At 47.4% G+C, this 25,467-nt stretch carries 20 protein-coding genes; 14 read left to right on the top strand and 6 right to left on the bottom strand.

Annotated elements, in window-relative coordinates; genetic code table 11:
- Positions 1 to 5: 5 nt before the first annotated feature.
- Positions 6 to 281 (bottom strand): NAD(P) transhydrogenase subunit alpha, encoded by a 276-nt coding sequence (locus tag JMA39_RS06000; protein WP_012153916.1) that lies wholly within the window; start codon positions 279 to 281, stop codon positions 6 to 8.
- A complete protein-coding gene (locus JMA39_RS05995) occupies positions 281 to 1,459 on the bottom strand; it encodes a Re/Si-specific NAD(P)(+) transhydrogenase subunit alpha (RefSeq protein WP_202720932.1) in 1,179 nt (392 codons plus the stop codon). Before JMA39_RS05995 ends, JMA39_RS06000 begins: the two co-directional genes overlap by 1 nt.
- A 344-nt stretch (positions 1,460 to 1,803) precedes the next feature.
- Between JMA39_RS05995 and JMA39_RS05990 the strand changes: the two genes are divergently transcribed.
- The 6 genes from JMA39_RS05990 to JMA39_RS05965 all read left to right on the top strand — a co-directional run bounded on the left by JMA39_RS05990 (position 1,804) and on the right by JMA39_RS05965 (position 9,813).
- On the top strand, positions 1,804 to 3,600 hold the full coding sequence (locus JMA39_RS05990; RefSeq protein ID WP_202720931.1) for an assimilatory sulfite reductase (NADPH) flavoprotein subunit: 1,797 nt from the start codon (positions 1,804 to 1,806) through the stop codon (positions 3,598 to 3,600).
- A 91-nt stretch (positions 3,601 to 3,691) separates the two neighbouring features.
- Complete coding sequence (gene cysI / locus JMA39_RS05985; protein WP_202720930.1) at positions 3,692 to 5,389, top strand: assimilatory sulfite reductase (NADPH) hemoprotein subunit; 1,698 nt, start codon at positions 3,692 to 3,694, stop codon at positions 5,387 to 5,389.
- Positions 5,382 to 6,143, top strand: a complete 762-nt coding sequence (locus JMA39_RS05980) for a phosphoadenylyl-sulfate reductase (RefSeq protein WP_202720929.1) — start codon at positions 5,382 to 5,384, stop codon at positions 6,141 to 6,143. The genes cysI and JMA39_RS05980 overlap by 8 nt, the downstream gene beginning before the upstream one ends.
- A gap of 698 nt (positions 6,144 to 6,841) precedes the next feature.
- Positions 6,842 to 8,578 carry a hypothetical protein gene (locus tag JMA39_RS05975; RefSeq protein ID WP_202720928.1) on the top strand — a complete coding sequence of 579 codons (1,737 nt, stop codon included), beginning with the start codon at positions 6,842 to 6,844 and terminating at the stop codon, positions 8,576 to 8,578.
- 89 nt (positions 8,579 to 8,667) lie between these two features.
- Entirely contained in the window at positions 8,668 to 9,093 is a 426-nt protein-coding gene (locus JMA39_RS05970; protein WP_202720927.1) for a DUF3010 family protein, read from the top strand.
- Positions 9,094 to 9,243: 150 nt separating this feature from the next.
- On the top strand, positions 9,244 to 9,813 hold the full coding sequence (locus JMA39_RS05965; RefSeq protein ID WP_202720926.1) for a peroxiredoxin family protein: 570 nt from the start codon (positions 9,244 to 9,246) through the stop codon (positions 9,811 to 9,813).
- 81 nt (positions 9,814 to 9,894) lie between these two features.
- Here the strand turns inward: JMA39_RS05965 and JMA39_RS05960 are convergent, their stop codons facing one another.
- The 3 genes from JMA39_RS05960 to JMA39_RS05950 all read right to left on the bottom strand — a co-directional run bounded on the left by JMA39_RS05960 (position 9,895) and on the right by JMA39_RS05950 (position 13,391).
- Positions 9,895 to 10,755: a PA4780 family RIO1-like protein kinase gene (locus JMA39_RS05960; RefSeq protein ID WP_202720925.1), complete on the bottom strand. Its 861-nt coding sequence runs from the start codon at positions 10,753 to 10,755 to the stop codon at positions 9,895 to 9,897.
- Positions 10,756 to 10,872: 117 nt separating this feature from the next.
- Positions 10,873 to 12,357: a S41 family peptidase gene (locus tag JMA39_RS05955; protein ID WP_202720924.1), complete on the bottom strand. Its 1,485-nt coding sequence runs from the start codon at positions 12,355 to 12,357 to the stop codon at positions 10,873 to 10,875.
- An 83-nt stretch (positions 12,358 to 12,440) separates the two neighbouring features.
- Positions 12,441 to 13,391, bottom strand: coding sequence for a phospholipase A (locus JMA39_RS05950; protein WP_202720923.1), 951 nt, complete (start codon positions 13,389 to 13,391; stop codon positions 12,441 to 12,443).
- Between the two features lie 410 nt (positions 13,392 to 13,801).
- Between JMA39_RS05950 and cobA the strand changes: the two genes are divergently transcribed.
- The 5 genes from cobA to cysC all read left to right on the top strand — a co-directional run bounded on the left by cobA (position 13,802) and on the right by cysC (position 19,513).
- Positions 13,802 to 14,623, top strand: a complete 822-nt coding sequence (gene cobA, locus JMA39_RS05945) for a uroporphyrinogen-III C-methyltransferase (protein WP_202720922.1) — start codon at positions 13,802 to 13,804, stop codon at positions 14,621 to 14,623.
- Between the two features lie 26 nt (positions 14,624 to 14,649).
- Positions 14,650 to 15,558, top strand: coding sequence for a sulfate adenylyltransferase subunit CysD (gene cysD / locus JMA39_RS05940; protein ID WP_202720921.1), 909 nt, complete (start codon positions 14,650 to 14,652; stop codon positions 15,556 to 15,558).
- Between the two features lie 49 nt (positions 15,559 to 15,607).
- Positions 15,608 to 17,047: a sulfate adenylyltransferase subunit CysN gene (gene cysN / locus JMA39_RS05935; protein WP_202720920.1), complete on the top strand. Its 1,440-nt coding sequence runs from the start codon at positions 15,608 to 15,610 to the stop codon at positions 17,045 to 17,047.
- Between the two features lie 2 nt (positions 17,048 to 17,049).
- A complete protein-coding gene (locus JMA39_RS05930) occupies positions 17,050 to 18,774 on the top strand; it encodes an SLC13 family permease (protein WP_202720919.1) in 1,725 nt (574 codons plus the stop codon).
- Positions 18,775 to 18,895: 121 nt separating this feature from the next.
- The gene (gene cysC, locus JMA39_RS05925) at positions 18,896 to 19,513 is read left to right on the top strand and encodes an adenylyl-sulfate kinase (RefSeq protein WP_202720918.1); all 618 of its coding nucleotides are present in this window, start codon (positions 18,896 to 18,898) and stop codon (positions 19,511 to 19,513) included.
- Here cysC and JMA39_RS05920 read toward each other — a convergent pair.
- The gene (locus tag JMA39_RS05920; protein ID WP_202720917.1) at positions 19,510 to 20,370 is read right to left on the bottom strand and encodes a TIGR03899 family protein; all 861 of its coding nucleotides are present in this window, start codon (positions 20,368 to 20,370) and stop codon (positions 19,510 to 19,512) included. The genes cysC and JMA39_RS05920 overlap by 4 nt on opposite strands.
- 562 nt (positions 20,371 to 20,932) lie before the next feature.
- Between JMA39_RS05920 and JMA39_RS05915 the strand changes: the two genes are divergently transcribed.
- The 3 genes from JMA39_RS05915 (at position 20,933) to JMA39_RS05905 (ending at position 25,284) form a co-directional block, all read left to right on the top strand.
- Positions 20,933 to 22,264 (top strand): porin, encoded by a 1,332-nt coding sequence (locus tag JMA39_RS05915; RefSeq protein WP_373316327.1) that lies wholly within the window; start codon positions 20,933 to 20,935, stop codon positions 22,262 to 22,264.
- A gap of 23 nt (positions 22,265 to 22,287) precedes the next feature.
- Positions 22,288 to 23,439 (top strand): imelysin family protein, encoded by a 1,152-nt coding sequence (locus JMA39_RS05910; RefSeq protein WP_202720915.1) that lies wholly within the window; start codon positions 22,288 to 22,290, stop codon positions 23,437 to 23,439.
- Positions 23,440 to 23,589: 150 nt separating this feature from the next.
- Complete coding sequence (locus JMA39_RS05905; RefSeq protein ID WP_237732672.1) at positions 23,590 to 25,284, top strand: di-heme oxidoredictase family protein; 1,695 nt, start codon at positions 23,590 to 23,592, stop codon at positions 25,282 to 25,284.
- Positions 25,285 to 25,467 lie beyond the last annotated feature (183 nt).

Raw genomic sequence — 25,467 nt, 5'->3', positions numbered from 1 at the left:
GTGGCTTATTTCCTTTTAAACATGGCTAGCATGCGGTTGGTTACCATGTAACCGCCCACAACGTTGATAGTGGCAAGTACCACGGCTATAAAGCCTAATACGTTGACCCAAATACCGGCGCCAGAGCCCGCTGATAACAGCGCACCCACAAGCGAGATCCCTGAGATCGCATTGGAACCTGACATCAAAGGCGTGTGTAGAGTCGGCGGCACCTTGGTGATCATCTCCACGCCTAAGAACACAGCAACCACGAATAGGGTCAGTAACAGTAGAATTTCCATTATTTAGCCTCCGATGACGTTTCGGCTTCGAGAGAAGGTAGGCCTAAAAGCTCTCGTAAACGTGCGCTTACGACTTCACCTCTGTGGGCGACAACCGTGTCTTTAAAAATCTCATCGTCAAAGTCGAGATTAAGCTCGCCCTCTTTGCTGACAAGTAATTTCAGTAAGTTTTCGATGTTGGTGCCGTACATCTGGCTGGCATGATTTGCCGCGCTGCCAGGCACATTTGATGGTCCGAGTATGGTCACGCCGTTGTAAACCACCTCTTTATCTAGCTCGGTCAGTTCACAGTTACCGCCAGTTTCAGCCGCAAGATCGACAATAATGGTGCCGTTCTTCATGCCATCTACCATCTCTTTGGTGATAAGGATTGGTGCCTTACGACCTGGGATGGCAGCGGTAGTGATCACGATATCTTGCTGAGCAAGCACGTTAGCCATCGCTTGTTGCTGACGTTTGAGGAAATCATCAGACTGTTCGGTGGCATAACCGCCTTTGGTTTCTGTGTTTTCAGCTTCTAGGTCGAGCTCAACCGGTTTAGCACCGACAGAGATGATCTGCTCTCGAGCCGCAGGGCGAATATCATAGGCCTCAACGACAGCGCCTAAACGCTTAGCGGTCGCACAGGCTTGCAGTCCGGCAACACCGACACCCATGATAAAGGCACGTGCAGGCTTTAAAGTACCTGCCGCCGTCATCATCATTGGGAATAATCGCGGCGCCTTATGGGCAGCGAGTAATACCGCCTTATAGCCAGCGATTGTCGCCATTGAAGAAAGGATATCCATGCTCTGGGCGCGGGTGATCCGCGGTACAAGTTCAAGGGCTATGGCTGTGGCGCCTGTTTCTGCAAATGTTTGGGCATTTTCAGGGTGCGCCAGTGGATCCATCATGCCGATCACGATTTGCTGTGGCTTGAGCTTGGACTTGATTTCGTTTAGTTGCTCATCTTTGGCGTTCACTAGGGTAATGATGTCCGCATCGCTTAAGACCTGTTCACGAGACACTATGGTTGCGCCTGCCTGAATATAGTCTTCATCGGTAAAACCAGCATTACTACCAGCGCCACTTTCAACAAGAACTTGTAGGTTAATTTTAAGTAGTCGAGTCACATTGGCCGGAATAATCGCAACGCGACTTTCACTAGCATAACTCTCTTTGGGTAGACCTAGCTTCACAAAGGTAAACCTCTCTGTTGGGACATTCGTAGGGATTGATGTCGATTATTTGTTTGGTTGCTTATTGTGGCGACTCTAGATTTAGACACAAGCGTATATTTTTCAATATGGTATTTTCCGAGCTGGTCAGACTGAAAAGTTTGCGCTGTGCCACACTTTTTAATAGGAGTTTGCACTAACAAACCCTATTGCATAAGCACTATTTGAGTTACCACTTACTTTTGTAGCTTAATTTTTGAACTTTGTATATTCCTAAATCGAATTAAAAATTATCTTTTATTCTTTTTTTAATATTTAAGGAGGGGCTAAGCTGAGCAACATTAAATTGATACAGGGCCGTTTCTATGTTGTTAAAAGAGCTTTCATCACTCGCTTCGCCGCTTTCTGCAGGCCAAGTCGATAAGTTAAAGCAGCTCACTGCAGAGCTGAATGCCGTGCAACTTGCTTGGGTAAGCGGCTATCTTGCTGCAACATCTGAACAGGGAGTCGCAGGGTTACCTCAAACCGGGGCAAGCGCTCAGGTTGGGGCTGAGCAAACCATCACTATCCTCTATGGTAGCCAGACTGGTAATGGCAGAGGCATAGCAACCGAGCTTGCCGGGAAGGCGCAGGCACAGGGCTATGCGGTAAATCTTGTTTCTATGGCCGATTATAAGACGCGTCAGCTTAAGCAGGAGAGTCTGCTTCTGTTGGTGGTTAGCACTCATGGTGAGGGTGATGCCCCCGATGATGCCATCGAACTGCATAAGTTCTTAAGTTCTAAGCGAGCTCCTAAACTGGATAACCTTAATTACTCAGTGTTGGCGCTGGGGGATTCAAGCTATGAGTTTTTCTGCCAAACCGGTAAAGATTTCGAAGCACGCCTCAATGCGTTAGGTGCTAAATCTATTGCACCTCTAGCAGAGTGTGATGTTGACTATCAGGCCCAAGCCCAGCAGTGGCAAGCCGATGTGCTTGAAGCGGTTAAGCCATTAGTACAAAGCGCCGGAGCCAGTGTGGTTTCTATTGCTAGCTCTCAGGCATCAAGCTCAAATTACACCAAGCAAAAACCTTATACCGCTGAACTACTCGTTAGTCAGAAACTGACAGGTCGTGATTCTGACAGAGATATTCGTCATGTTGAAATTGAACTAGGCGAGTCAGGAATAAGCTATCAGGCGGGTGATGCCCTAGGTGTGTGGTTTACTAACTCGCAAGCACTCGTCTCAGAGTTGCTGCAAGTGCTAGAGCTTGATGGTGATGAGTCGGTTTCAGTCGGCGGTGATAGCTTGAGTCTGCGTGAAGCGCTAACCAATAAGAAGGAGCTGACCCAGCTCTACCCAGGCTTAGTCACAGGTTGGGCCGAGCTAAGCCAAAATGCCGATTTACAGGCTATCAGCGCCGATAAAGCTCTGACCCGCGAGTATGTGAATAACAATCAAGTGGCTGACTTAGTTCGTCAGTATCCGGCTAAGGTGACTGCAGAGCAGTTTGTTGCCTTGCTGCGTGGTATTACCCCAAGACTCTACTCTATCGCATCGAGTCAGAGTGAAGTGGAATCAGAGGTGCATTTGACCGTGGCGCTGGTTGAAGAGGTGCGTGACGGTGTTACCCGCTTTGGTGGTGCATCTCAGTTCTTAGCAAGTGCGCAAGAGGGTCAAGAGGTGCAGGTTTATGTGGAGCCTAATAAGCACTTCCGCCTACCTGAAAATCCAGAGACACCTGTGATCATGGTTGGGCCAGGTACCGGTGTCGCCCCCTTTAGAGCCTTTATGCAGGAGCGCGCAGCCCAAGGCGCACAGGGCAATACTTGGTTGTTTTTCGGCAACCCCCACTTTGAGCAAGACTTCCTCTATCAAACTGAGTGGCAACAATATTTACAAGGTGGCGAGCTATCTCGTATCGACTTAGCCTTCTCTCGTGACCAAGAGCATAAGATCTATGTACAGCACAAGATTACTGAGCAGGGTGATGCCTTGTGGCAGTGGTTAGAGTCTGGCGCACATCTTTATATTTGTGGTGACGCTGAGCGTATGGCTAAAGATGTTCACCAAGCACTGCTCGATGTGGTGGTGCAACACGGTGGTAAGAGCGAAGAGCAAGCTGCCCAATACCTAGAAGAGCTAAGAGCGGCCAAGCGCTATCAAAAAGACGTTTACTAAGACTTAGCTTTAAACGAGTAAAGCAATGTTGAGCAACGCTAGGTTTTAACTGGCGCGAGAGCAGAAAAGAATTTTAAGAGAGTACCTTGCCATGAGTGAGCAAAAGTTAGCAGTAAATGAATATTTAAAAACCGACAGCGATTACCTGCGCGGCACTATCCAAGAGGGATTGGATACGGCGGTCACTGGTGCGTTTAGCGAGGGCGATCAGCAGCTGATCAAGTTTCATGGTTTCTATCAGCAAGATGACCGTGACCTGCGTAATGAGCGTAAAGAGCAGAAACTTGAGCCTCTATATAGTCTTATGTTGCGCGCCCGTGTGGCGGGTGGGGTATGTTCACCGGAGCAGTGGCTGGCAGTCGATAAGATTGCGTCAAATCTGACTAGTGCCAACAGCATTCGTCTCACTACGCGTCAGACGTTCCAGTATCACGGTATTCCAAAGCGTAATTTGAAGACCATCATTCAAGATCTCGACCGTGAAGCCTTAGACTCGATTGCAGCGTGTGGTGATGTAAACCGTAATGTGATGTGTAATCCCAACCCAGTGGAGTCAAAGCTGCATCAACAAGCTTACGCCTATGCCAAGCAGTTGTCTGACAACATGCTGCCGCACACTAAGGCCTACGCCGAGATCTGGTTAGACGATGAGAAGCTTGTGACCACAGAAGGTGACGAGGTGGAACCAGTTTACGGTAAGACCTATCTGCCACGTAAATTTAAGATGGCGGTTGCAGTGCCGCCAGACAATGATGTGGATGTCTATACCAACGACCTAGGCTTTATCGCCGTTGCCGAAGGCGATGAGCTAGTGGGCTTTAATATGGTGGCGGGTGGCGGTATGGGCTCTACCCATGGTGAAGTCTCGACCTTTCCACGATTAGCCGACGACTTTGGTTATATTAAGGCTGAAGATACGCTCAAGTTTGCCGAAGCGGTAATGACGATTCAGCGTGACTGGGGTAACCGAGAAAACCGTAAACTCTCACGTTTGAAGTACACCATAGTGAAGCACGGTTTCGATAAGTTTAAAGCGGAAGTTGAAGCGCGCACTGGCATTAAGTTCGAGCCAAAGCGTGATGTGGTGATCGGTGACCGTGGTGACCGTTATGGCTGGAAACAAGGCGTTGATGATAACTGGCACTTAACCCTGTTTATCGAAGGCGGCAGGGTAAAAGACTTACCGGGTCAGCCATTGCAGACTGGTCTGCGTGAAATTGCCAAAGTCCATCAGGGCGATTTTCGCATGACCTCGAACCAAAATATCATCATCGCGGGTGTGCCGAGCGGTGACAAGGCGCTGATTGAAGGACTCGCAAGGCAGCATGGCTTGCTTGGCAAGTTGATCACCGAAACCCGTGGCCACTCTATTGCTTGTGTCGCATTGCCAACTTGCGCACTGGCTATGGCTGAGGCTGAGCGCTACTTCCCTGATTTTCTGACTAAGGTTGAAGCGCTGCAGGAAAAACACGGATTTATCGACCAAGGCATCGTGATTCGTATGACGGGTTGCCCTAACGGCTGTGCTAGGCCGTTTGCCGCCGAAATAGGCTTAGTGGGCAAGGCGCCGGGACGCTATAACCTCTATCTAGGTGCCAGTTTTGAGGGGACACGTTTGAATAAATTGTATCGTGAAAATATCCAAGAAGCGCAGATCTTAGCTGAGCTCGATACCCTATTTGGTCAATATGCTTCTGAGCGCCAAGCGGATGAAACTTTTGGTAACTATACCGTACGTAGCGGTGTGGTTACGGCTGTACTTGATGCGGCTAGGGATTTTCATGGCTAATACTGTAGGTTCTGTGATTTCAGCGGCTGCGCTCAAGGCATTATTGAGCGCGCCAAAAGTGGAGCAACAAGCTGAGCTTGTGCGAGTGAACGACTTTCTAGCCAAGCTTACTCCGAGTGAGCGAGTGCGTTGGGCACTGGAATATCTGCCGGGTAAGCATGCACTATCTTCAAGCTTTGGTATTCAAGCGGCGGTGATGCTGCATATGGTGAGCAGCGAGAAAGCCGATATTCCCGTGCTGCTCACTGATACTGGTTATCTATTTAGCGAGACCTATCAATTTATTGATGAGTTGACCGCACGACTAAAGCTGAATTTGAAGGTGTACTCATCACCTTTTAGTGCAGCCTGGCAGGAGGCGCGTTTCGGTAAGTTGTGGGAGCAAGACTTAGATGGTTTGGACAGATATAACCAGATCAATAAGGTTGAGCCTATGCAGCGAGCCTTAGCTGAGCAAGAAGTTGGTACTTGGTTTGCGGGATTAAGGCGCTCACAATCAAGTACCCGTGAAGCATTGCCGATTTTAGCTATCCATGGTGAACGCTATAAGATTTTGCCGATTATTGACTGGAGTAATAAGCAAGTCCATGAGTACTTAACCGAGTTTGAGCTGCCTTACCATCCATTGTGGGAGCAAGGTTATGTCTCTGTCGGTGACACTCATTCGACTAAGCCGCTGGAGCTAGGGATGAGTGAAGAGGAAACACGCTTTAATGGATTGAAACGTGAATGTGGACTGCATTACGACATTTGATTTCGTTTTAATAGAGACTTGGTCTTGCTCTTTAAAGTGGTACATCAGTACCACTTTAAAGAGTGGTTCGTAATATTGTATACAAAAAATCGCTTTTGTAAGTCTGTGTTACTAAAGGAATTTAATCCTTTAGTATTAAATTTTGTTTATTTTTGTACATTTTTACTCACAATGTTATACACAGGTATTTATTTGGTCTATAGTTTGATGTTCCCGTAGATGGTTTTAGGGGACTGTTCTGTATCGGCCTGAATTGGGTCACGCAAAATTTAGTCTTCCACTGATTGGATGCTAGCCTTAGATGATAGGCATCGAAATCAGCTAAAAATTGCAGGCAGAGTTGTCAGTGACCAGATAAACCAAGCTCGAATTACAACGCTAATCGGCGTTAATTTGAGTGCTTTGATTGGCTTGCTAGCGCCTGCTTAATCAAGCGAGTTGTTCCCCTGGTGGCCCCGCTCTGTAGGGCCACCAGGGGTTTTCACGTTTTAGAGTGATCCCCCTGCTATTACCAACACTTCCTCTCTATTGTTTCTTACTGCTTTATCTTTTAACTTAACTGCTAATATCCCTTAATCACTTGGGGAGCTGCATACTTGAGCCGATTGGTATAAGAGATAAATATTGATGTAGTATGGTTTAGCTTAAGGTCGCAATGCTTTCTATTGGAATAATTGAAATATCAAATGGAGTTTTGAATGAACAAGATGCTTATTGCCGCAGTGGTTGTCGCTGCAGGTGCTGGTGGATATTGGTATAGCCAGCAGTCAACGCAGGTCTCGGCAGGTGATAACCCTGTATTAAGCTATGTCCCTGCTGACACCCCGATTTTTTCCGCACAGCTGCAACCTTTCCCTATTAAATCGTATATTAACTCCTTATCAGAAGCCTACAGACAATACCCTATAGATGCGTTTGATGAGCTTGAGCAAGACCTTGAACAAGAGAATGATGCGAGAGCGCAGTTTTTTGTCAGCCTGATGAAGTCCTATATGGCATCGATGAAAGACGGCAGTACCTTTATTCAGACCTTCGGGTTGGCTGAAAATATCCGTAGTTACTTCTATACACTCGGCGCTATGCCCGTGGTAAAAGTCGACATCGATAACCCCGATGCTTTCTGGGCGCTGCTCGATAAGGCGGAAGTCGAGAGTGGGTTTACCCATACTAAAGCCTATTTAAAAGGTGTGGATTACCGTAGCTATCGGTTGACCGATGCTACCGAGCAAGATCAGATAGACTGGGTTTTTGCGGTGCATGATGGTCTGCTTATCTCTACACTGAGCACCTCTTTTAGTGAGGCCACTTTACTCGAAACGGCCTTCGGCGTGACCCCAATTGATAACTCTATTGTCGATGCTCACATCATTGAAGACATTATCAACAAATATGGCTTTACCAACGAAGGGATAAGTTACATCAATCACAAAGAGATTGTGACGGCGTTAACCACGACTGATGGCAATCAGCTCGCGGGGCAGCTTTCAAAGTTATTTGAAATGAGCAAAGAGGACCCTTTTGCTGAGCTGAAAACCCCTGCATGTCAGCAGGAACTCTCTACCATTGCCGATAACTGGCCGCGAACGGTTGCGGGATACGACCTGCTGGAGATTACCGATAAAGAGAGCAATATCGGTTTTAGAGCCGTGATTGAGAGTCAGAATCAAGTATTACTCAATGCCTATCAAAAACTGCGCGGTTATATTCCTGCTTATACGCAAGACATTGAAAATAGTGTATTTACATTAGGTGTCGGTATCGATACCAACCAGATGGTGCCATCATTGAATGCGATCTGGGATGATATGTTAACCCCTGAATACCAATGTGCCCCATTGGAGGCGATGCAGGCCCAAATGAGTCAACAAAGCCCCGGTATGTTAGGCATGTTTACTGGTATGGCTAATGGTGTCAAAGGCGTTGCTGTATCACTTATCGACTATAAGATCAGTGATGACATAGATAATCCTCAGCTAGAGAGCCTGGATGCCGTTATGACGCTCTCTGCTGATAACCCAAGCATGCTATTTAATTTGGCAAAGCCATTTGTACCTGAGTTGGGCAATGTTCAACTGCCTGTGAATGGTGACGCGATCGATCTCAACAGTATTATTCCTATGCCACCAGAGATGAACTTCAAGGCGAAAATGGCGATAAAGGGTAACCACTTAGTCATATTTGCAGGTAACAAGGGCGAAGCGATTGCCAATAGTCTAGCGACAGAGCCAGTTGTCAATAACGGTTTGATGGTGATGTCAGCCGATTACATGAAGATGTTTAAGCCGCTGTTAACTTTTATTGAACTAACAGGTGAGCCGGTTCCTGAAGGGTTAGAGGCTGTGAAAGATTATGATATGCGAGTTAAGATGAGTCTCGATGTTGATCAAAAAGGCTTCGAAGTCGACTCTCTATCAAACTCTCGCTCAACTGAGTAAGCTAATCATGGCATAATTCAGTCGCGACAACACGCCAGCCAGTAAAGGTTGGCGTTTTATTATTTTTTGTTGGTACTGGGGGAATAAAGATGGCTGAGCAGGTAGTCTGTGGATGCTTTTTAAAAGCGAATGAAGTTAGGTTAGCTACCTTGGCGGGCTGCAGAAGTGAGCATAGAGTGATAGCGCCTAAGACAAATAAGTTCAGCCTAGTGAAAAACCCGAGCCAAGCAGAAACTCGTGAGTTTGTTGCGCAGATAAAGACGTACTTAGTCGATCATAACGTCTCTAAGCTGGTGCTAAATCGCCGTGCAACTACGGGACAAGGTGCGGGTGGGGCTGGAACGTTTCTAATGGAGGGGGCGATTTTAGCCAGTGTGGAGCAGGAGGTAGAGTTCATTCACCCTGCGACATTACGAGCCACAGATAAACGTTGTAGTGAGCTAAAACAGGTTAAACCTAAAACGGTCGATCTGGGTAAAGCCTATGATCTAGCCTTTGAGTGTCTGAGTGAGTAACACCCCTAAATTGAGTGATAATCCTTAGTAGGAAGCTGGCGTATGGGCAGCAAGGGGTTAACATAGATTGTAAGAGCTAAAAATAAACACTGGTAAAGGGAACACTTGTCATATTTTATAGGTGACAAGACTATTTATAAGGTGATCGAGATGATTAAACAGCTTTCAAAATTTGGATTTATCGCACTATTGCTGCTGCCGTTGAGTGCACTGGCAACGGATCTGAAAGTCGGTGATATGGCACCCGACTTTAAGCTTCAAGCCACCGATGGCCACTTTTATCAACTTAGCGACTACAAGGGTAAGCAGACCTTAGTGTTGGCTTGGTACCCCATGGCTAACACCCATGGCTGCACCTTGGAATGTAAGTCTTTAGTCGAGAAAGGTCACCTTATTCGTGAATATAACGCCGTATATATGATGGCCAGTGTTGATGATTTAGAAGATAACCAAGCCTTCGCTCGCGAGCAGAAAGCAGACTTTCCCATGCTGAGCGATCCCAGCAAGCAAACGGCTAAGGCCTATGATGTGCTCAACTTCGTTCGCGTTGCTAGCCGGGTCACTTTTTACATAGGTAAAGATGGCAAGATCTTAAAGATCGATGAAGATATCAATGCTAAAACTGCTGCTGAAGATATTGCGGCGACATTGGCTGAGCTCAATATTGAGAAGGTTAATCAAGCACCTGTAACACAAGGCGAAGCTACTCAGGTGGAATAGTGAGTACAAATTAGAAAGCCCTGTAATGGCAAGATTACAGGGCTTTTTTGTTGATAAGTCGCTGCTGATTAATCGATAATACTAGTACTCATCCTCTGTCGCAGATTGTATGCGAGCCTTACGATCTTGCTCCTCCTCGAAGGCCGCTTGGATCTCGGCTAATATTGCATCGATATCGGCGCTTTGCTCAGTTTCGACAAATTGCCCGGTTAGCTCTGCATCTGGTGATAGCTTGCCGGATTCAAATTTGAGCCACATCTCTTGAGCATATTTGCTTGCGCGTAGAGATGGAGCAAACTGACCATAATATTGGGTCATATTATTCACGTCACGCAGTAGCATGCGCTTGGCGTTATTGTTTGCAGCGGCGTCAACGGCTTGTGGCAGATCGATAATGACCGGCCCTTTATCATCGAGCAATACATTAAACTCAGATAGGTCGCCATGAATAATGCCTGCACAGAGCATTCGCTGCACATCTTTCATCACCATCGCGTGGTGCGCAATAGCCATCTCTGCCGTTAGCGTTACATCGTTGAGTCTTGGTGCCACATAGCCCGCTTCATCGGTGATAAGCTCCATCAGCAGGACACCGTCGAAACAGCCGTAGGGCTTAGGTACACGAACGCCTGCATAGGCTAGGCGAAACAGGGCGTCGACTTCGGCATTTTGCCAAGCTTGTTCCTGCTCTTGGCGACCATAGCTAGAACCTTTCTCCATGGCACGGGCCCTTCGAGAATTGCGGCTCTTACGTCCTTCGCGGTACTCAACGGCTTTCTTAAAGCTACGCTTCTGCGCCTCTTTATAAATTTTGGCACAGCGAATATCGTTACCACACCTAACAATGTAAACATCGGCTTCTTTGCCGCTCATTAATGGACGAATCACTTCGTCAATCAGTCCTTCATCAACCAGAGGTTGGAGTCGTTTTGGGGTTTTCATGGGGCTCTTATACCTTAGTTGGCCGAGTGATGGAATGAATTCGTTTATTATCATGAAAAAAGATGATCCGAATCAGTCTGACGAGGACTCATTGGGTTTGAATTAAGGGGGGAGCTGCTAGGGGGAAACGCTCGGTACAGGATGTTGGGCTAATAACTTTTCGCCGATAAGCTCGATGGCATTGATCTTGTAAAACGCGAGTTGATTGAGTGCGATGTCGGGAGTGAGGCCTGCTCCAGACAGAAGTTGACCATTAGGGCGATAGACCAAGCCTGAGCTAAATTGAACCTGAACTCCGCTATTTGGCAGGGTTATTCGATAGCGTGGGCCAAGGTCGCCACGGGTTGTTGCGCCGATAAGGCTAACTCTAGGCCAGTGCTGAGTCGCTAGGGCTATCCACTCACACTCTTGCTCACAGCTAGAGTCCACTCTGAGAAACAGTTGTGCAGATTTTGCCAAGCCTAGAGCGATTTCGGAGTTGGAGTCGACCTTGGGTATGAACCCTAATTCGGTTATAGATTCAGTGTCGAATGCCTGAAAGCGGCGAACAAGATAATCACTAAAGGCTTCACTAGGCTTTAACTCATTATCAAAGCCGCGGATCTTAAGTTCTGTCTGCTCAAAGAAGCTTAGTTGTGACATAGGAGTGTATTGGCTAGCGATACGATCGGCTCTGGCGTTGGCAAAGCGTTTGTATTGCAGTACGGCCAGAGGTTTTTGCTGCTGTTTATTATCACTGAAGTGTTTAGTCAGCCAAGCCATAAGCAGATCTTGTGGCTGTTTAATGGCGCGAATATCGATAATAAGCTGTGACGGCGAATGACTCTCAGGCTGAGTGGCAAGTTGCAGAGAAAGCTGCTGTAAAGTCTCGGTATCTATCTGTGGTGGGAGGCGGAAATCGACTCGGTGTTGAGTTGACTCAATCGGTTCTGCCTCTTTGGCCTGTATCAATGTTAGCGCCCGTTGCACGCTGAGTTCACCATCGGTTAGGGTCACTATCGTCTCGTTAGAGTGCCTAAGGCCTATCTCACGCCTGAGTCTTGCTATCTGTATGATGCCGTTGGCCTGTGCTACACGGGATTGTTTCAGTGAACTTGGCAGATAGCGTTGGCTCGCCAAAATCCAGTGGGCAATAGGCAGGCCATCTATGTGTGAGAGGTAGGGGTATTGAGCATCGACCGGCTTGCCTCGCAGGTTCAAAGCTTGCCAATATCGCTGGTCAAATACCAAGTTAATAGGCAGTTTACCGGCCGTTGGTGTATTGAGGCGTGGGGCGAACACTTGGACTGCGGGATCATCTAGTTGGCTAAGTAGTCGCTGTAGTTGCTGCGCTAACTGCGCCGACTGAATGATGCCGATTGAGCGCTGTATCAGGCTATTCGCCTCTAAGGTTATCTCATGTAACCGCTGCGGATTGTTGGCGGCAAAGGCGGAGTGCTGCGCAAGCTTATCGAGCACCAGTTTCATATCTTGCTGGTATTGGCGCACATTGAGCTCGGTTTTTATCTGGTTAGGAAAAAAAGACTGGTAGCTGAGTAGCCCTGCACTAATGCAGATGAGTAGGCTAAAAATACCTAATATGCCCTTATAGCTCAAAGTCATAACCATCCTTAGTACAGGCAGGCTTTAAAGCGCTTTACTCAAAACCTGCTATAGACGTTTTTGATATCGAGCTAAGTGGTCGACTATAAGATGTCGTTAATTGAAACCCCGATACCTATTCGTTGGTTATGTACATTGTAGTCGATTAAACTTTCACCGTAGCCATTAAAGTATTGCGTATAAAGTCTTAAGTTACCCAGAATCGGATAGCTCCAGGTGAATTCCAGTGCGCCATAGTTAGGTTTTTTAATGTAATTACGCACCATAAGGGTAAATCTATGTTCATTGAGACCATATACGCCTTTGAACTCTAGGTTCCCCATGTAATCGGTAATATCTGGGTTGTCATCGCCCTTTGGAGAGCTAGGGGACTCTTTTTCATCTTCAGGGATACGCCACCACGCCTTAGCTTCAAGGGCGAAGGGACCATTATCAAACACCATCATGCCATAGAGTCGATTCCAGCTACGTGATTTAGACCCCGATTGGCCGTTGGATTGATGTACGGCGCCAAAACCCCAAAAAGAGTTTTTCAGTGGTCCCAGTTGCCAGTCATTAGTAAACAGCATGAAGATCTCAGGCTCGTGGTTGGTTTCTCTAAATGGGGAGGAGATATCTTTGTTGTATACCTGCCAATAGGATTGGTTGGTGTAGGCCGCAAAGAGGTGGCCGTTGTCACCAAAGACATTGTGCCAAAGTGGGAACTTAAAGCTGATTTGAAACTTGGCCTCCATATTATCTAAGGTGAAGGGATGCTCGGCGGCTTCTTCTGCAAAAGGAGCCATATTGGGCGATTTGCTATAGGTCACAGGCAGAATATAGTTAACTTTATGGGGCGTAATGACGTAGGGAAGCTCACCCGTCGCGCTCTCTTCCGAGATCCGTTTATCAACCAAAGACTCCTCTGTCTTAGGTGCGACTTCAATGTTGGTTTCGTTTTCTTCACTCTTACTTACTTGAGTCTCACTTTGAGCATAAAGACTAAAAGAGCAGCACAAGCCTGAGGCTAAGAGTAGCGCAGCTAATTTGTTCATTGTATTCCCTGAAATTATCTAAGTAATTTTGTTTTTATGTGGAATATTCTACCTAGCAGAATCTTGTATTAACAGTTGTTCAGCAAATTAGTAACTGGGTTGCTAGCGTTTTTGTTTTGTAATGACTTTGGCCAAGCTCATATTTATTAATAAAAAATAGCGACAACATTAGATCTAAACGCAATAACTTAGTGCTAAAAGTCACCCTAGTGTTAACTCTGCAGAATAAACCGTTTGCTCTAATTGATTTAACGCTTTTCATACAAGGTGTTACATAAGTCCTGTCCGCACCTATCTACATCCGCGCGCTCATTAATAACTAAAAGTTATAAAAGGTAATAAATACATATTTATTATGGAATAAGCAGGCGGCTATATTTCACTACAAGAATTCAGAGTGAGGTAGCGTGATGGAGATTGTAACTTTACCCGGTCAAGCCGCTGGAGGAAAAGTATGGCTAGTGGGAGCGGGACCTGGTGATGTCGATCTACTGACAGTAAAGGCTTATCGAGTGTTGCAAAATGCCGATGCGGTGCTTTACGACGCGCTTGTCAGTGATGAGATCTTGGCATTAATCCCAAAGCACGCCGAGAAAATTGCCGTAGGTAAACGTGCAGGCCTTCACAGTGCGGCGCAGAGTGAGATTAATCAGCTGTTGGTCACTAAGGCCTATACCCGCAAGAACGTGGTACGGCTAAAAGGCGGTGACCCATTTATTTTTGGTCGCGGTGGTGAAGAGCTAGAAACCATCGTTGACGCCGGTGTGGATTTTGAAGTGGTACCTGGAATTACCGCGGCAAGCGGCACAGCGGCTTATGCCGGCATTCCGTTAACCCATAGAGATTACGCCCAAGGCGTGAGCTTTATTACTGGTCATTGCAAGCTTGAGAGTCGCCCTATGGATTGGCAGAGTTACGCTAACCCTAATAATACCCTAGTGATTTACATGGGTATTTTAAATGCAGATCTAATTAAAGCAGGCTTGCTTAATGCTGGTAGAGCGGCGCAAACCCCTGTCGCCATTGTCTCAAAGGCGACGACCAGCCAGCAGCGAGTGTTTATCGGTAGCCTTGATAACCTTGATGAACTTGCTAGCCATCCCGAACTTGTGATGCCGGCGCTGATGGTGATAGGCGAAGTGGTCGAATTAGCAGGCAGCCTCAATTGGTTTACGCCGAAAACACAGCAGAGCCAACTCAATGATCTCGAGTTAGCCGCAACAACAAAATAATTGATTGAAGAATACGGAGAATTAGCATGGCCGCGAAAGAGTTAAGCCATTTGCAACAACTGGAAGCTGAGAGCATTCAAATTATTCGCGAAGTCGCGGCAGAATTTGATAATCCTGTGATGATGTACTCCATCGGTAAGGACTCTTCTGTGATGTTGCATCTTGCGCGAAAAGCATTCTATCCAGGGAAAATTCCTTTTCCTTTACTGCACGTCGATACCGACTGGAAATTTAAAGAGATGATCGCCTTTCGCGATGCCCAGGCCAAAGAATTTGGATTTGAGCTGCTAGTTCACAAGAATCCAGAAGGGCTTGAGATGGGCATAAGCCCATTCGAACATGGCAGTGCTAAGCATACCGATATCATGAAGACTCAAGGGCTTAAACAGGCGCTAAATAAGTACGGTTTCGATGCTGCTTTTGGCGGCGCACGCCGTGACGAAGAGAAGTCGCGTGCCAAGGAGCGTGTCTATTCGTTTCGCGACAAGCACCATACTTGGGATCCTAAAAATCAACGTCCTGAACTGTGGCGTACCTATAACGGTGCGGTGAATAAGGGCGAAAGCATTCGTGTATTCCCGCTTTCTAACTGGACCGAGTTGGATATTTGGCAATATATCTACCAAGAGAACATTCAGTTGGTGCCGCTGTACTTTGCCCAGAAGCGTCCCGTCGTTGAGCGCGATGGCATGATGATCATGGTCGATGATGACAGAATGCCACTGGCAGAAGGTGAGCAGCCTAAAGAGGAGCTAGTGCGCTTTAGAACGCTAGGCTGCTACCCGCTAACAGGGGCGATGCATTCCGAGGCCGATACCTTAGAGAAGATTATTGAAGAGATGCTGCTGACCCGTTCGAGTGAACGTCAGGGTCGTCTTATCGACTCAGATCAAAGCGCATCGATGGAACTGAAAAAACGTCAGGGCTATTTCTAAACCCAGCCATCTAACGGTGAATGTGGATGAAGAACTCTAAGGAATCATTATGAATCAAGCAGTAAATAACAATGCACGCCTGGCGGCAGAACTGGAAGATCTAGGCGTAAAAGAGTACCTGTCACTACAGCAACACAAGGGGCTGTTACGCTTCTTAACCTGCGGTAGTGTCGATGACGGTAAGAGCACCTTGATTGGTCGTCTGCTACACGACAGCGCACAAATTTATGAAGACCAGTTAGCTAGCCTGAAAAGTGACAGCGCTAAGCTTGGCACCACAGGTGAAGAGGTTGATCTTGCGCTGTTGGTAGATGGCCTGCAAGCGGAGCGTGAGCAAGGGATCACCATCGATGTAGCCTACCGCTATTTTTCAAGTGATAAGCGTAAGTTCATTATTGCCGATACTCCAGGCCATGAGCAGTACACACGTAACATGGCTACAGGTGCGTCGACCTGTGACTTGGCGGTGATCTTAGTCGATGCGCGTTATGGCGTGCAGACCCAGACGCGTCGCCATGCCTTTATTGCATCTCAGCTCGGCATTCGTCACTTCGTTGTGGCGGTGAACAAGATGGACCTCTTGGGCTTTGACGAGAAGGTTTTTAACGATATTCAAGCCGAGTTTGCCCAGTTTGCCGAGCAGTTAGGAGATATCGATATTCGTTATGTGCCCCTATCTGCCCTTAAGGGCGACAACGTTGTCGATAACAGCAATCAAACCCCTTGGTATAGCGGCGGCACACTGTTAGAGCTACTCGAAACCATCGATACCCGCCGTGAGCTTAATAGCCTACCTGTGCGTTTCCCTGTGCAGTATGTGCAGCGTCCTGATCTGGATTTTCGTGGCTTTTCCGGCACCCTTTCATCGGGGGTGATTAACGTGGGTGATGAGCTGGTGGCCTTGCCATCGGGTAAACGCAGCAAGGTTGCTAGCATCGTGACTTTCGATGGCTTGCTTGAGCAGGCGATTGCTGGCCAAGCGGTGACGCTGACTCTGGAAGATGAAATCGATATCTCAAGGGGCGATCTACTGTCGCAGGTTAAAGATGCTCCAGCACTTGCCAATATTGTCAGCGCCGATATTGCTTGGATGGATGAGAAGCCACTGCAAATCGGTCAGCTATATGACTTGAAAGTCGCGGGTAAAAAACTGCAAGCCAGTGTCACAGGGATTGAATACCTAGTAGATATCAACACCCTAGAACGCAACAGCAGCGATGCTATTGGCCTTAATGATATGGCGCGAGTCACCCTTGAGCTCAATGAATCGATTGCTATCGATCCTTATAGCTTGGTGAGGGATACCGGCGGCATGATCTTAATCGACCGATTATCGAATGCAACGGTCGCGGCTGTGATGGCGGTATCGAGCAGCAAAACACAAAAAGCGGCTCAGCAATACAGTGACTTTGAGCTAGAGTTGAATGCACTGATCCGTAAGCAGTACCCTCACTGGCAAGCAATTGATATCAGTAAAGTAGAGGGTTAACTGTGGCTGATTTGTGGGTGTTATCGTGCATCTTATTTGCCTTAGTCGCCGCCTTAATGGCGGGGATATTGACACCCGCAGCGTTATTTTTTATCGCCTCATTAACCACTTATCTGCTTGGTATGGTGGAGCTTGAAACCGCTTTAGCCAGCTTCACCAATGCTAGCCTAGTCACCTTAGTATTGCTGATCATGTCGACGGCAGCACTGGAGAAAACTTCGCTGCTGGGTAAGTTAAGTCAAGTGGTAGGGCGGGGCTCGTTGGCATCGACGATGGCCAAGCTTGGATTCTCTACCGCTTTGCTATCGTCGTTTACCAATAATACTGCGGTGGTGGCTTCGCTCATTGGGGTGGTGCGCCGTAACCAAGCCCATGCGCCAGCTAAGTTGTTGCTACCCCTGTCCTATGCGGCCATTTTGGGGGGAACGCTCACGCTAATTGGCACCTCGACTAACTTGATCGTCAATTCGTTTGTAGAAAACGCAGGACTCGTGCCCTTAGGCTTCTTTGAGTTTTCTATGATTGGCATTGTGATTGTTATCTCGGGCGTTGGCCTGTTGGTGTTATTAGCCAATTGGTTACCCGATAGACGTGAAGAGTCTGCTGATGAGACTTTGCCTTACTTACTTGAAGCTAGAGTGGCTAAAGGTTCACTGCTGATAGGCAAGAGCGTGCAAGATAATCGCTTACGCGCCCTGAAAAAGCTTTACTTAGTAGAGCTTGAGCGCAGCGGTATTCGCATCTGCCCAGTGCCGCCGCACTTAGTGTTGCAGAGTGAAGATATTCTGCGTTTTAGTGGCGCGGTGGAGTCGGTTGAGTTGTTGCACCAGTTCGATGGTCTCGAGTGGTTTGGTAAGCAGCAGGCTAAAGGACAAAACCTGATTGAAGCTGTGCTTGCACCAAGCTCAACCTTGGTAGGGCGCTCGCTAAAAGAGTCGACCTTTAGAGAAAAATTTGATGGCGCGGTTTTGGCTATCCGGCGTGGCCATCAGCCGCTAAAGGGTGGCCTTGGTGATATCGAGTTGCAGGCCGGGGATGTATTGCTGGTCACTCCGGGAGATGGCTTTTGCCGCAACACTAAGCTGGCATCTGAGTTTGCCGCAGTGAGTGGATTAGACCTGAGTGTTAGGCTTGATTCACGCCGCAGTCAGTGGGTGCTCACAGGCTTTCTAGTAACGATTTTAGCCAGTCTGACAGGTGTTCTTCCTTTGGTTAAGGGGCTGGTTTTACTCCTGATGAGTTATATCGCCATAGGCGCGGTGAGCTTATCTGAACTCAAGCGGCGTTTTCCTTTTGAGCTGGTGGTGATTGTTGGTAGTGCTTTGAGCTTGGCGAACCTGATGTTATCGACTGGGCTTGCCGACGATATCGCCGCATTTATTTTGGGGGCGATCAATGGTTATGGCGTGTTTGCCGCCTTCGTGGCTGTGTACTTGATGACGCTGTTGCTCACAGAGCTTATAACCAACAATGCTGCTGCGGCGCTCTCTTTTCCGGTGGCTTATGCCATCGCACTAAGTTATGGCGTCGATACTCGGCCATTTATTCTGGCCGTGGTGTTTGGCGCCAGTGCTAGTTTTATTTCGCCCTACGGTTATCAGACTAATTTAATGGTCTATAACGCGGGTAACTATCGGTTTAGTGATTTTGTGCGGGTGGGTTTACCTTTGTCACTGTTGTACTCGGCAATTGTATTGTTATTAGTTCCAGCACTTTTTCCATTTTAGTTTTTTGCATTTTAGCTTTCCCTATTAGCTCATTCTGTTTAGGGCTAATGGCGCAGATGTTCAGATGATGTTAGCTCGTCTGGTTAACTATTTTATAGATTAGATTTTTTTGGAGTTGTTTATGTCTGATATCGTTTGGCACCAGCACAGTATTGATAAGCAGTCTCGGGCGTTGCAGAAGGGGCAAAATCCCATCTTGCTATGGTTTACCGGTTTGTCGGGTTCGGGCAAGTCGACACTAGCAGGTGCGTTAGAGCGTGCATTATTCGATGCGGGTTTTCACACCTATCTGCTCGATGGCGATAATGTGCGTCATGGTCTATGCAAAGATCTCGGCTTTAGCGCGGATGATCGTGACGAGAATCTACGCCGTGTGGGTGAGGTGGCAAAACTCATGGTCGATGCTGGCCTTGTGGTGTTGTCGGCCTTTATCTCGCCAACAACGGAGGAGCGTGAGCGCGTACGTGCACTGTTTGATGAAGGGCAATTTATTGAGGTGCATGTGTCGACACCGATAGCGGTGTGTGAAGCTCGTGACCCTAAAGGCCTATACAGCAAGGCGCGCGCCGGCGAGATTAAAAACTTCACCGGGATCTCTGCCCCCTATGAAAACCCAACAGCTGCAGAGTTGACTATAGATACCAGTAAGGGCGACTTAGCGACTCAAGTGAGCGCACTGCTGGACTATTTAGCGGCAATACAGGTGATTGACTCAGATAAGCTAAAAAAAGCGGTTTAATCAATCTTAAAGTCGCGGGCAAATAGGGCTCGCATCGCCTTGATATAGTCTTTATCGGTATTGAAGGGAATAAGCTGCGCTAACTCATCGCCGATAGGGGTAAAGCGGTAGTAGCTGAAGAATAGCTGGCCGCTCTTTGGAGTCAGCTTAAGTTTTAGATCGCTTAGGGAGAAACTGATCGGTGTCTTACTGCTCAGTAATCCGGTTTCTAGCTCGCTGCGATGTAAAACCCCCGCCTCGACTAAGGTCAAAATATTGGAGTAGGGCAGACCAAATTGCGATAAACCAATATTGGTTGATGTTGGTTTCTTAAAGAACTGACCTAAGCCTCCGGCATGTTTAAAGCCGATAATCAGCTTGAGCCGTGTCTCGTTGTTAACCAGTACCGACATGGCGAGAGCTTTCTCTAAGATCTGCGCCTCTTTATGGGTGAGCTGTTTCAGTGTTGCCAAGGTGCGAAGACTAAAATTGCCCGGTGAGGTGATCTCATTCGCTAAAATTCTGCCCCACAACTCCTGCATCTTACGGTTATGAATTTGCTCGGCCAGTTTAAAAAACTGATGAGCCCAGTCGGGATCGAGATCGACGCCAGTTACGTCAGATGGAGTATGGCTGATGGCAATTTTATAGATGGTTTCAAGGTTCTCTTGATACTGGCATGCTTGCTTCTGCGCCCTAAAGGCGGCGCGTTCGCCAATTGATGCACTGCTGGCGCGATAGTCATCTTCACTGGCTAAACCTAGCATACGTCCTAGCAGCAGTGCTTTCTTGCGGGCTGAAACCCCAGTGGCTTTGCTGCTCTCTTTTACCGTTGGCTTAGCTGCGACTTTGGCAGCGTCTGTTACTGTCTCAACCATGATCTGTCATTTACCATCAATAAGTTGTGCTCATTGTTATCTGGGCGGTTATTTATGTCCATGACTATCTGTTTGATAACCGACTAATTTATAGATTTTGATCTAGTTTGCACTAGTTTTTTAAAGTGTGCGACCTCTTCACCAGCTAAGCGCCTATATCAGCTTAAATTCAAATTCATTATATGAAGTAAGTATCTTATATCTCACTGATTCAACATCTGTTTTCTTCTAAATTTTAAATCACCTACTCAGAGTTATAGTGCTTTCTTATGACCGTTAGAGCGTTGTAGTTTGCTAGCTTTGTTTTTACTTTAACGGTTGAAATGCTAGGGCTTGCCTAGTCTGTATTGTTTGTTGCCTATCGGTATCTAGTGTAAGTGGTTTGTAAATGTTATTGTAAAGATTAATGAAAATCATTCTCATCTGGGTTAGTTTGTCTGCGAATTTAAGGGGAGCCGGTACATATCAATTGCTTACCAGCGCAGAATCAAAATGAGAACCATCTATGAAACTTATTCCAAGGCAGACAAAGCTCAACATAGTGGCGTTAACTATCGCCACTATGTTCAGTACTAATGCGCTATCAGCGACCGAGCCAGAGACATTAGCCGCAGCGATAGCTAAGCAAGAGGCTGAGCTGACAGCGTTAAAGAACGAACTACAACAGCTTGCTGAGCAACAAGAGCGACAGCAAGAGCAGCAAGCACTTAAAATAGCTAACGAAGCTAAATCGTCCTCGAGTGCTTGGGAAAAGTTTTCATTTAAGTCCTACGGTAGCGTGATCTATACCAGTGACGAGTATTACGACAATGTGCAGGACACCTCTCCAGAGCGCCGTAGTCGTTTCGATCTGGAGCGGATCGTTACCGAGTTTGGCTACCAGTTTAATGAACAGTGGGACATGGAAGTTGAGATCGAATATGAGCATGGTGGTACAGGTACCGCACTAGAATATGACGGCTTCGATGAGTTCGGTGAGTTTGAGGCCGAAGTTGAAGCGGGTGGCGAGGTGATGATTGAGAAGGCCGAAATTCGCTACCGTCCTAATGATGCCTTTGGGGTTAAGTTCGGTAATATCCATCTACCCGTTGGCCTCAGCAGTATGCTACACAAACCTAGCCAGTACCTAACAGTACAGCGACATAAGAGTGAAGCGGCGATGCTGCCCGCGGTTTGGAATGAGAATGGTATCGGCATCTTTGGTGAGCTTGCTAACTTTCATTATCAAGCTCAAGTGGTTAGCGGTTTAAACTCAGAATACTTCCGTAGCTATGACTGGGTCGCCTCTGGACATCAAAAGCGTTTTGAACACGTAAATGCCGATGAGCTTGCCTATGTCGTGCGTCTCGATTACGGCAACTTTAAAACAGGTTCAGCTATCGGCGCGTCCTATTACTATGGAAATACTAGCGGCAATCGTCATAAAACCAACAAGTTAAGTGCAGACGGTACGGTTGAAATCTTATCTGTCGCGGGCGCCTTTGTTGAGGGGCCTTGGATCTTACGTGGTCAGTATCTTTACGGTACGCTCAGCGATAGTGACGCGATTACCCAGGCGAATAAAACCACTCCGGGACTTAAGCCGGGCAACTTTGCTCAGCTAGGATCGAAATCTGAAGCCTTCTTCGTTGAGGCGGGTGTGGATCTTAGCCACTTCACATCAGTACCTGTCACTGTCTTTGCCAATATCGATTACTCCAATCCACTAAAAGAGGTGGAAACAGGTATTGCGACTAAACGCTATGAAAACACTTGGATCAGTGCGGGTGTTAACTACTTCCCTATTCCTGAAATTGTGATTAAAGCCGAAGCTGGCGTACAGCAAGTGGCAGTCGCATCTATTCCTGATACTAACTTTTTCGCTTTAGGCGTTGGTTACCAATTCTCAATTTAATGACTTATTACATGGAGTTTTCAATGAAACATTTTACCCATTCAGCGCTTGCTATCGCCCTTATTTCAACGCTTGCCGCATGTGGCGGTTCAGGCTCTGACGACACCACACCACCCGTTGTGCCTGACACAGGTTTTAGTTTTTCAGCTACCGAGATGGTAACGAATCTAACCGATGATGTGATTGTGGCGGGTTACTCAAATCTTGCTGCTAGCGGCGAAGCGATGTTGTTAGCGACTCAAACACTCGTTAACACACCGACACAGGCGAACTTAGAGGCGGCGCAAGAGGCGTGGAAAGCGGCGCGTCAGCCTTGGGAGCAGGGAGAGTCGCATATCTTCGGCCCTGTAGATTCACTCGGTATCGACCCTCATCTAGATAGCTGGCCACTGAACACCACAGATTTAACCACTGTGCTGGCCAACAACACAGGTTTTGATGCTGAGACGATTAAAGGCTGGAATGATGATGTACAGGGCTTCCATACCATGGAATACCTACTCTTTGGTGACGGTGTCGCCGATAACACTAAGACCATTAGCGAGTTAACGGTTAATGAACGTGACTACTTGATGGGACTTGCTGAAGTGTTCCGTGACTATACCAAGACGCTCGATGATGCATGGCAGGTGAGCCATGACGGTCAGTCGGGTAAAGCTTATGGAGAACTACTTAAGAAGCCAGGCGTCGATGGCAATACCTTCTACAGCTCTGAAGTCGGAGTGGTAGAAGAGCTCGTGAACGGCATGATCGGCATTGTCGATGAGGTGGGTAACGGTAAGATTGCCGATCCATTCGGTGAGTCACTCGATAAGGCCGATACCTCAAAGGTTGAGTCGCAGTACTCTTGGAACTCACTAAGAGACTTCAGCGATAACATCGTTGGTGTGCGCAATGTTTACTTGGGTGAACTAGAAGGTGGTGCAGATAAGCAGGGGATTATCGATTTCGTCAATGCGGCAAATCCAGAGTTGGCAGTGCGAGTTAAGAGTGAGATTGACGATGCGATTACTAAAATAGCTGCCATAGCGGGTGAGAACAATATGCCGTTCCGTCAAGCGATTTCAGATGTTGAGGGGCGCGTACGAATTCAAACCGCTGTTGATGCACTGACTAAGCTACAGGCGAGCTTAGAGTCAGATGTACTGCCACTGCTAAAAGAGTGGAATATCTAAAGCGTTAGTTGATGAGGAGGCCATAAGGCCTCCTTTTTACTCGAATAATTCCCTTGGTTTTTAAGTGGTTAATGCTTCATGTTGTCGTGAGTCAATACCTGGGCCTAAGGGAGTAAAGCTAGCGATTTCAATCCGAGTGTGGAACAGCAGATGACAAAAAAATACCTTCAACAAAGCAAAGTGCAGCAATGCAGAGTGCAACAAAACAAAGTACAGTCAAACAGCAGCCAAGGCTTTCGAAAAAGCCTCATCAATAGCTTGGTCTTATTGAGTGTTGCAGGCTTAAGTGCCTGCGGTGGCAGCAGTGATGAAGCCCCAAAGCCAGAAGAGAAAACCTATCCCGCCTATACCGATATTAAGGCAAGCGGCGGTGATACCACCACCTTCGATGCATCGGAGTCGGGGCATGGCTTCTCAACTCCTGCACCTAACTTAAGCGCCGAAGAGTTAGCGCTGCACCTTGAGGGCGACTTAAGCTTTGAAACCGCCTTTACTACAGCGCCAAATAGCGCTCATCCAGAACTCGATGGTTTAGGGCCGGTATTTAATAACGCAGACTGTAACTCATGCCATCAACGCGATGGCCGTAACTCAACACCTATTGTTCCAGCCGGTAAAACTCGCGTTAAGCTTGGTTCGGATGCGGGAATATTCTTAAGAATAAGTAAGGCGCCAGATGAGGTTTGTGTGACAGGCACTGCGGCAAATGATTATTGTGCGCCAATCCCTGTGCCAGATTTTGGTGGCCAACTGTTTCATCGTGGCGTATTACAAGCTCGCGATGACTGGCGGCAAAATCAGTTTGTCGGTCAGGCCGATGTTTACCTCTCCTACGAAACTAAGGTGGTAACCTACAGCGATGGCACCAGTGTCACCCTGAAGAAGCCGTTGTTTGAGGTGGAAAACCCCTATGATGCGCCGGGGGAGACAAAAGCTAGCAGCAATGTGACCTCTAACTTGCTACAAGATGATGTGTTAATGGGTTGGCGTAATGGTATGCCTGTGTTTGGTTTAGGGCTATTAGAAGCGATTGATGAGGCGGATATTCTGGCTAATGTTGACGCTGCTGATAGTGATAACGATGGCATTTCAGGTAGGGCTAACTATGTGTTTGATGCGATTAAAGCCAAGGCGGGGGATAGCCATCCTGTTTCGCTAGGGCGTTTTGGCTGGAAGGCCAATACCCCCAGTGTGCGAGTGCAATCTCTAGGGGCATTACGTGGAGATATGGGGATCACTAATCCGCTATTTCCTGACGAGAGCGTTGCTGGCACTGCGCTACATGACTCCTACTTAGCGCGTACCGGTTTTGTCGACACGGGAGCTGGCATAGATGGAGAGCCTGAAGCCAGCGCCGAGTTTAGTGATTCGGTGGTGTTCTACGCCGAAACGCTAGCGGTGCCAGCAAGGCGTAATGTTGATGATGTGAATGTTCGAGAGGGAGCAAGGTTGTTCGAGCAGCTTAACTGCAGCGGTTGCCACACACCTAGCTTTGTCACTAAGACCTCTGGTGAGATTGGTGGCAACAAGATGAGCGATAGTCACAAGAGCCAAACCATCTATCCGTTCACGGATATGTTATTGCACGATATGGGCGATGAGTTAGCCGATGGACGACCAGACTTCTTAGCCGATGGAAACGAATGGCGTACTCGTCCATTGTGGGGAATAGGCCTGACCCAGACTGTTAACCCACAGGCTGGATTCCTGCATGATGGTCGTGCTGCGACCTTGGAAGAGGCTATCCTCTGGCATGGAGGAGAAGCGGAGAAAAGTCAGCAAGACTTTATGGCGTTGACGGCCAAGGAGCGAGCTCAAGTTATTGATTTTTTGATGTCCCTATAAGCAAATTGCTGTTTGTTCAATAGCTTTTACAATTGTGTCAATAAAAGCGGAGTTTTCTCTTTGAGGATACTCCGCTGTTGATTTTGTGAGATAGGTAAAGCTAATTGAGGTTATAGCACTGCACCTCGTGATCTGTTTCATGTAATCTTTTGGTCAAATCACCTATGATTTATTTATTGATTT

It is taken from the genome of Shewanella schlegeliana, from assembly GCF_016765635.1.
Lineage (GTDB): Bacteria > Pseudomonadota > Gammaproteobacteria > Enterobacterales > Shewanellaceae > Shewanella > Shewanella schlegeliana.
The sequence above is the reverse complement of the archived record's forward strand: the minus strand, read 5'-3'. Positions and strand labels throughout refer to the sequence as shown.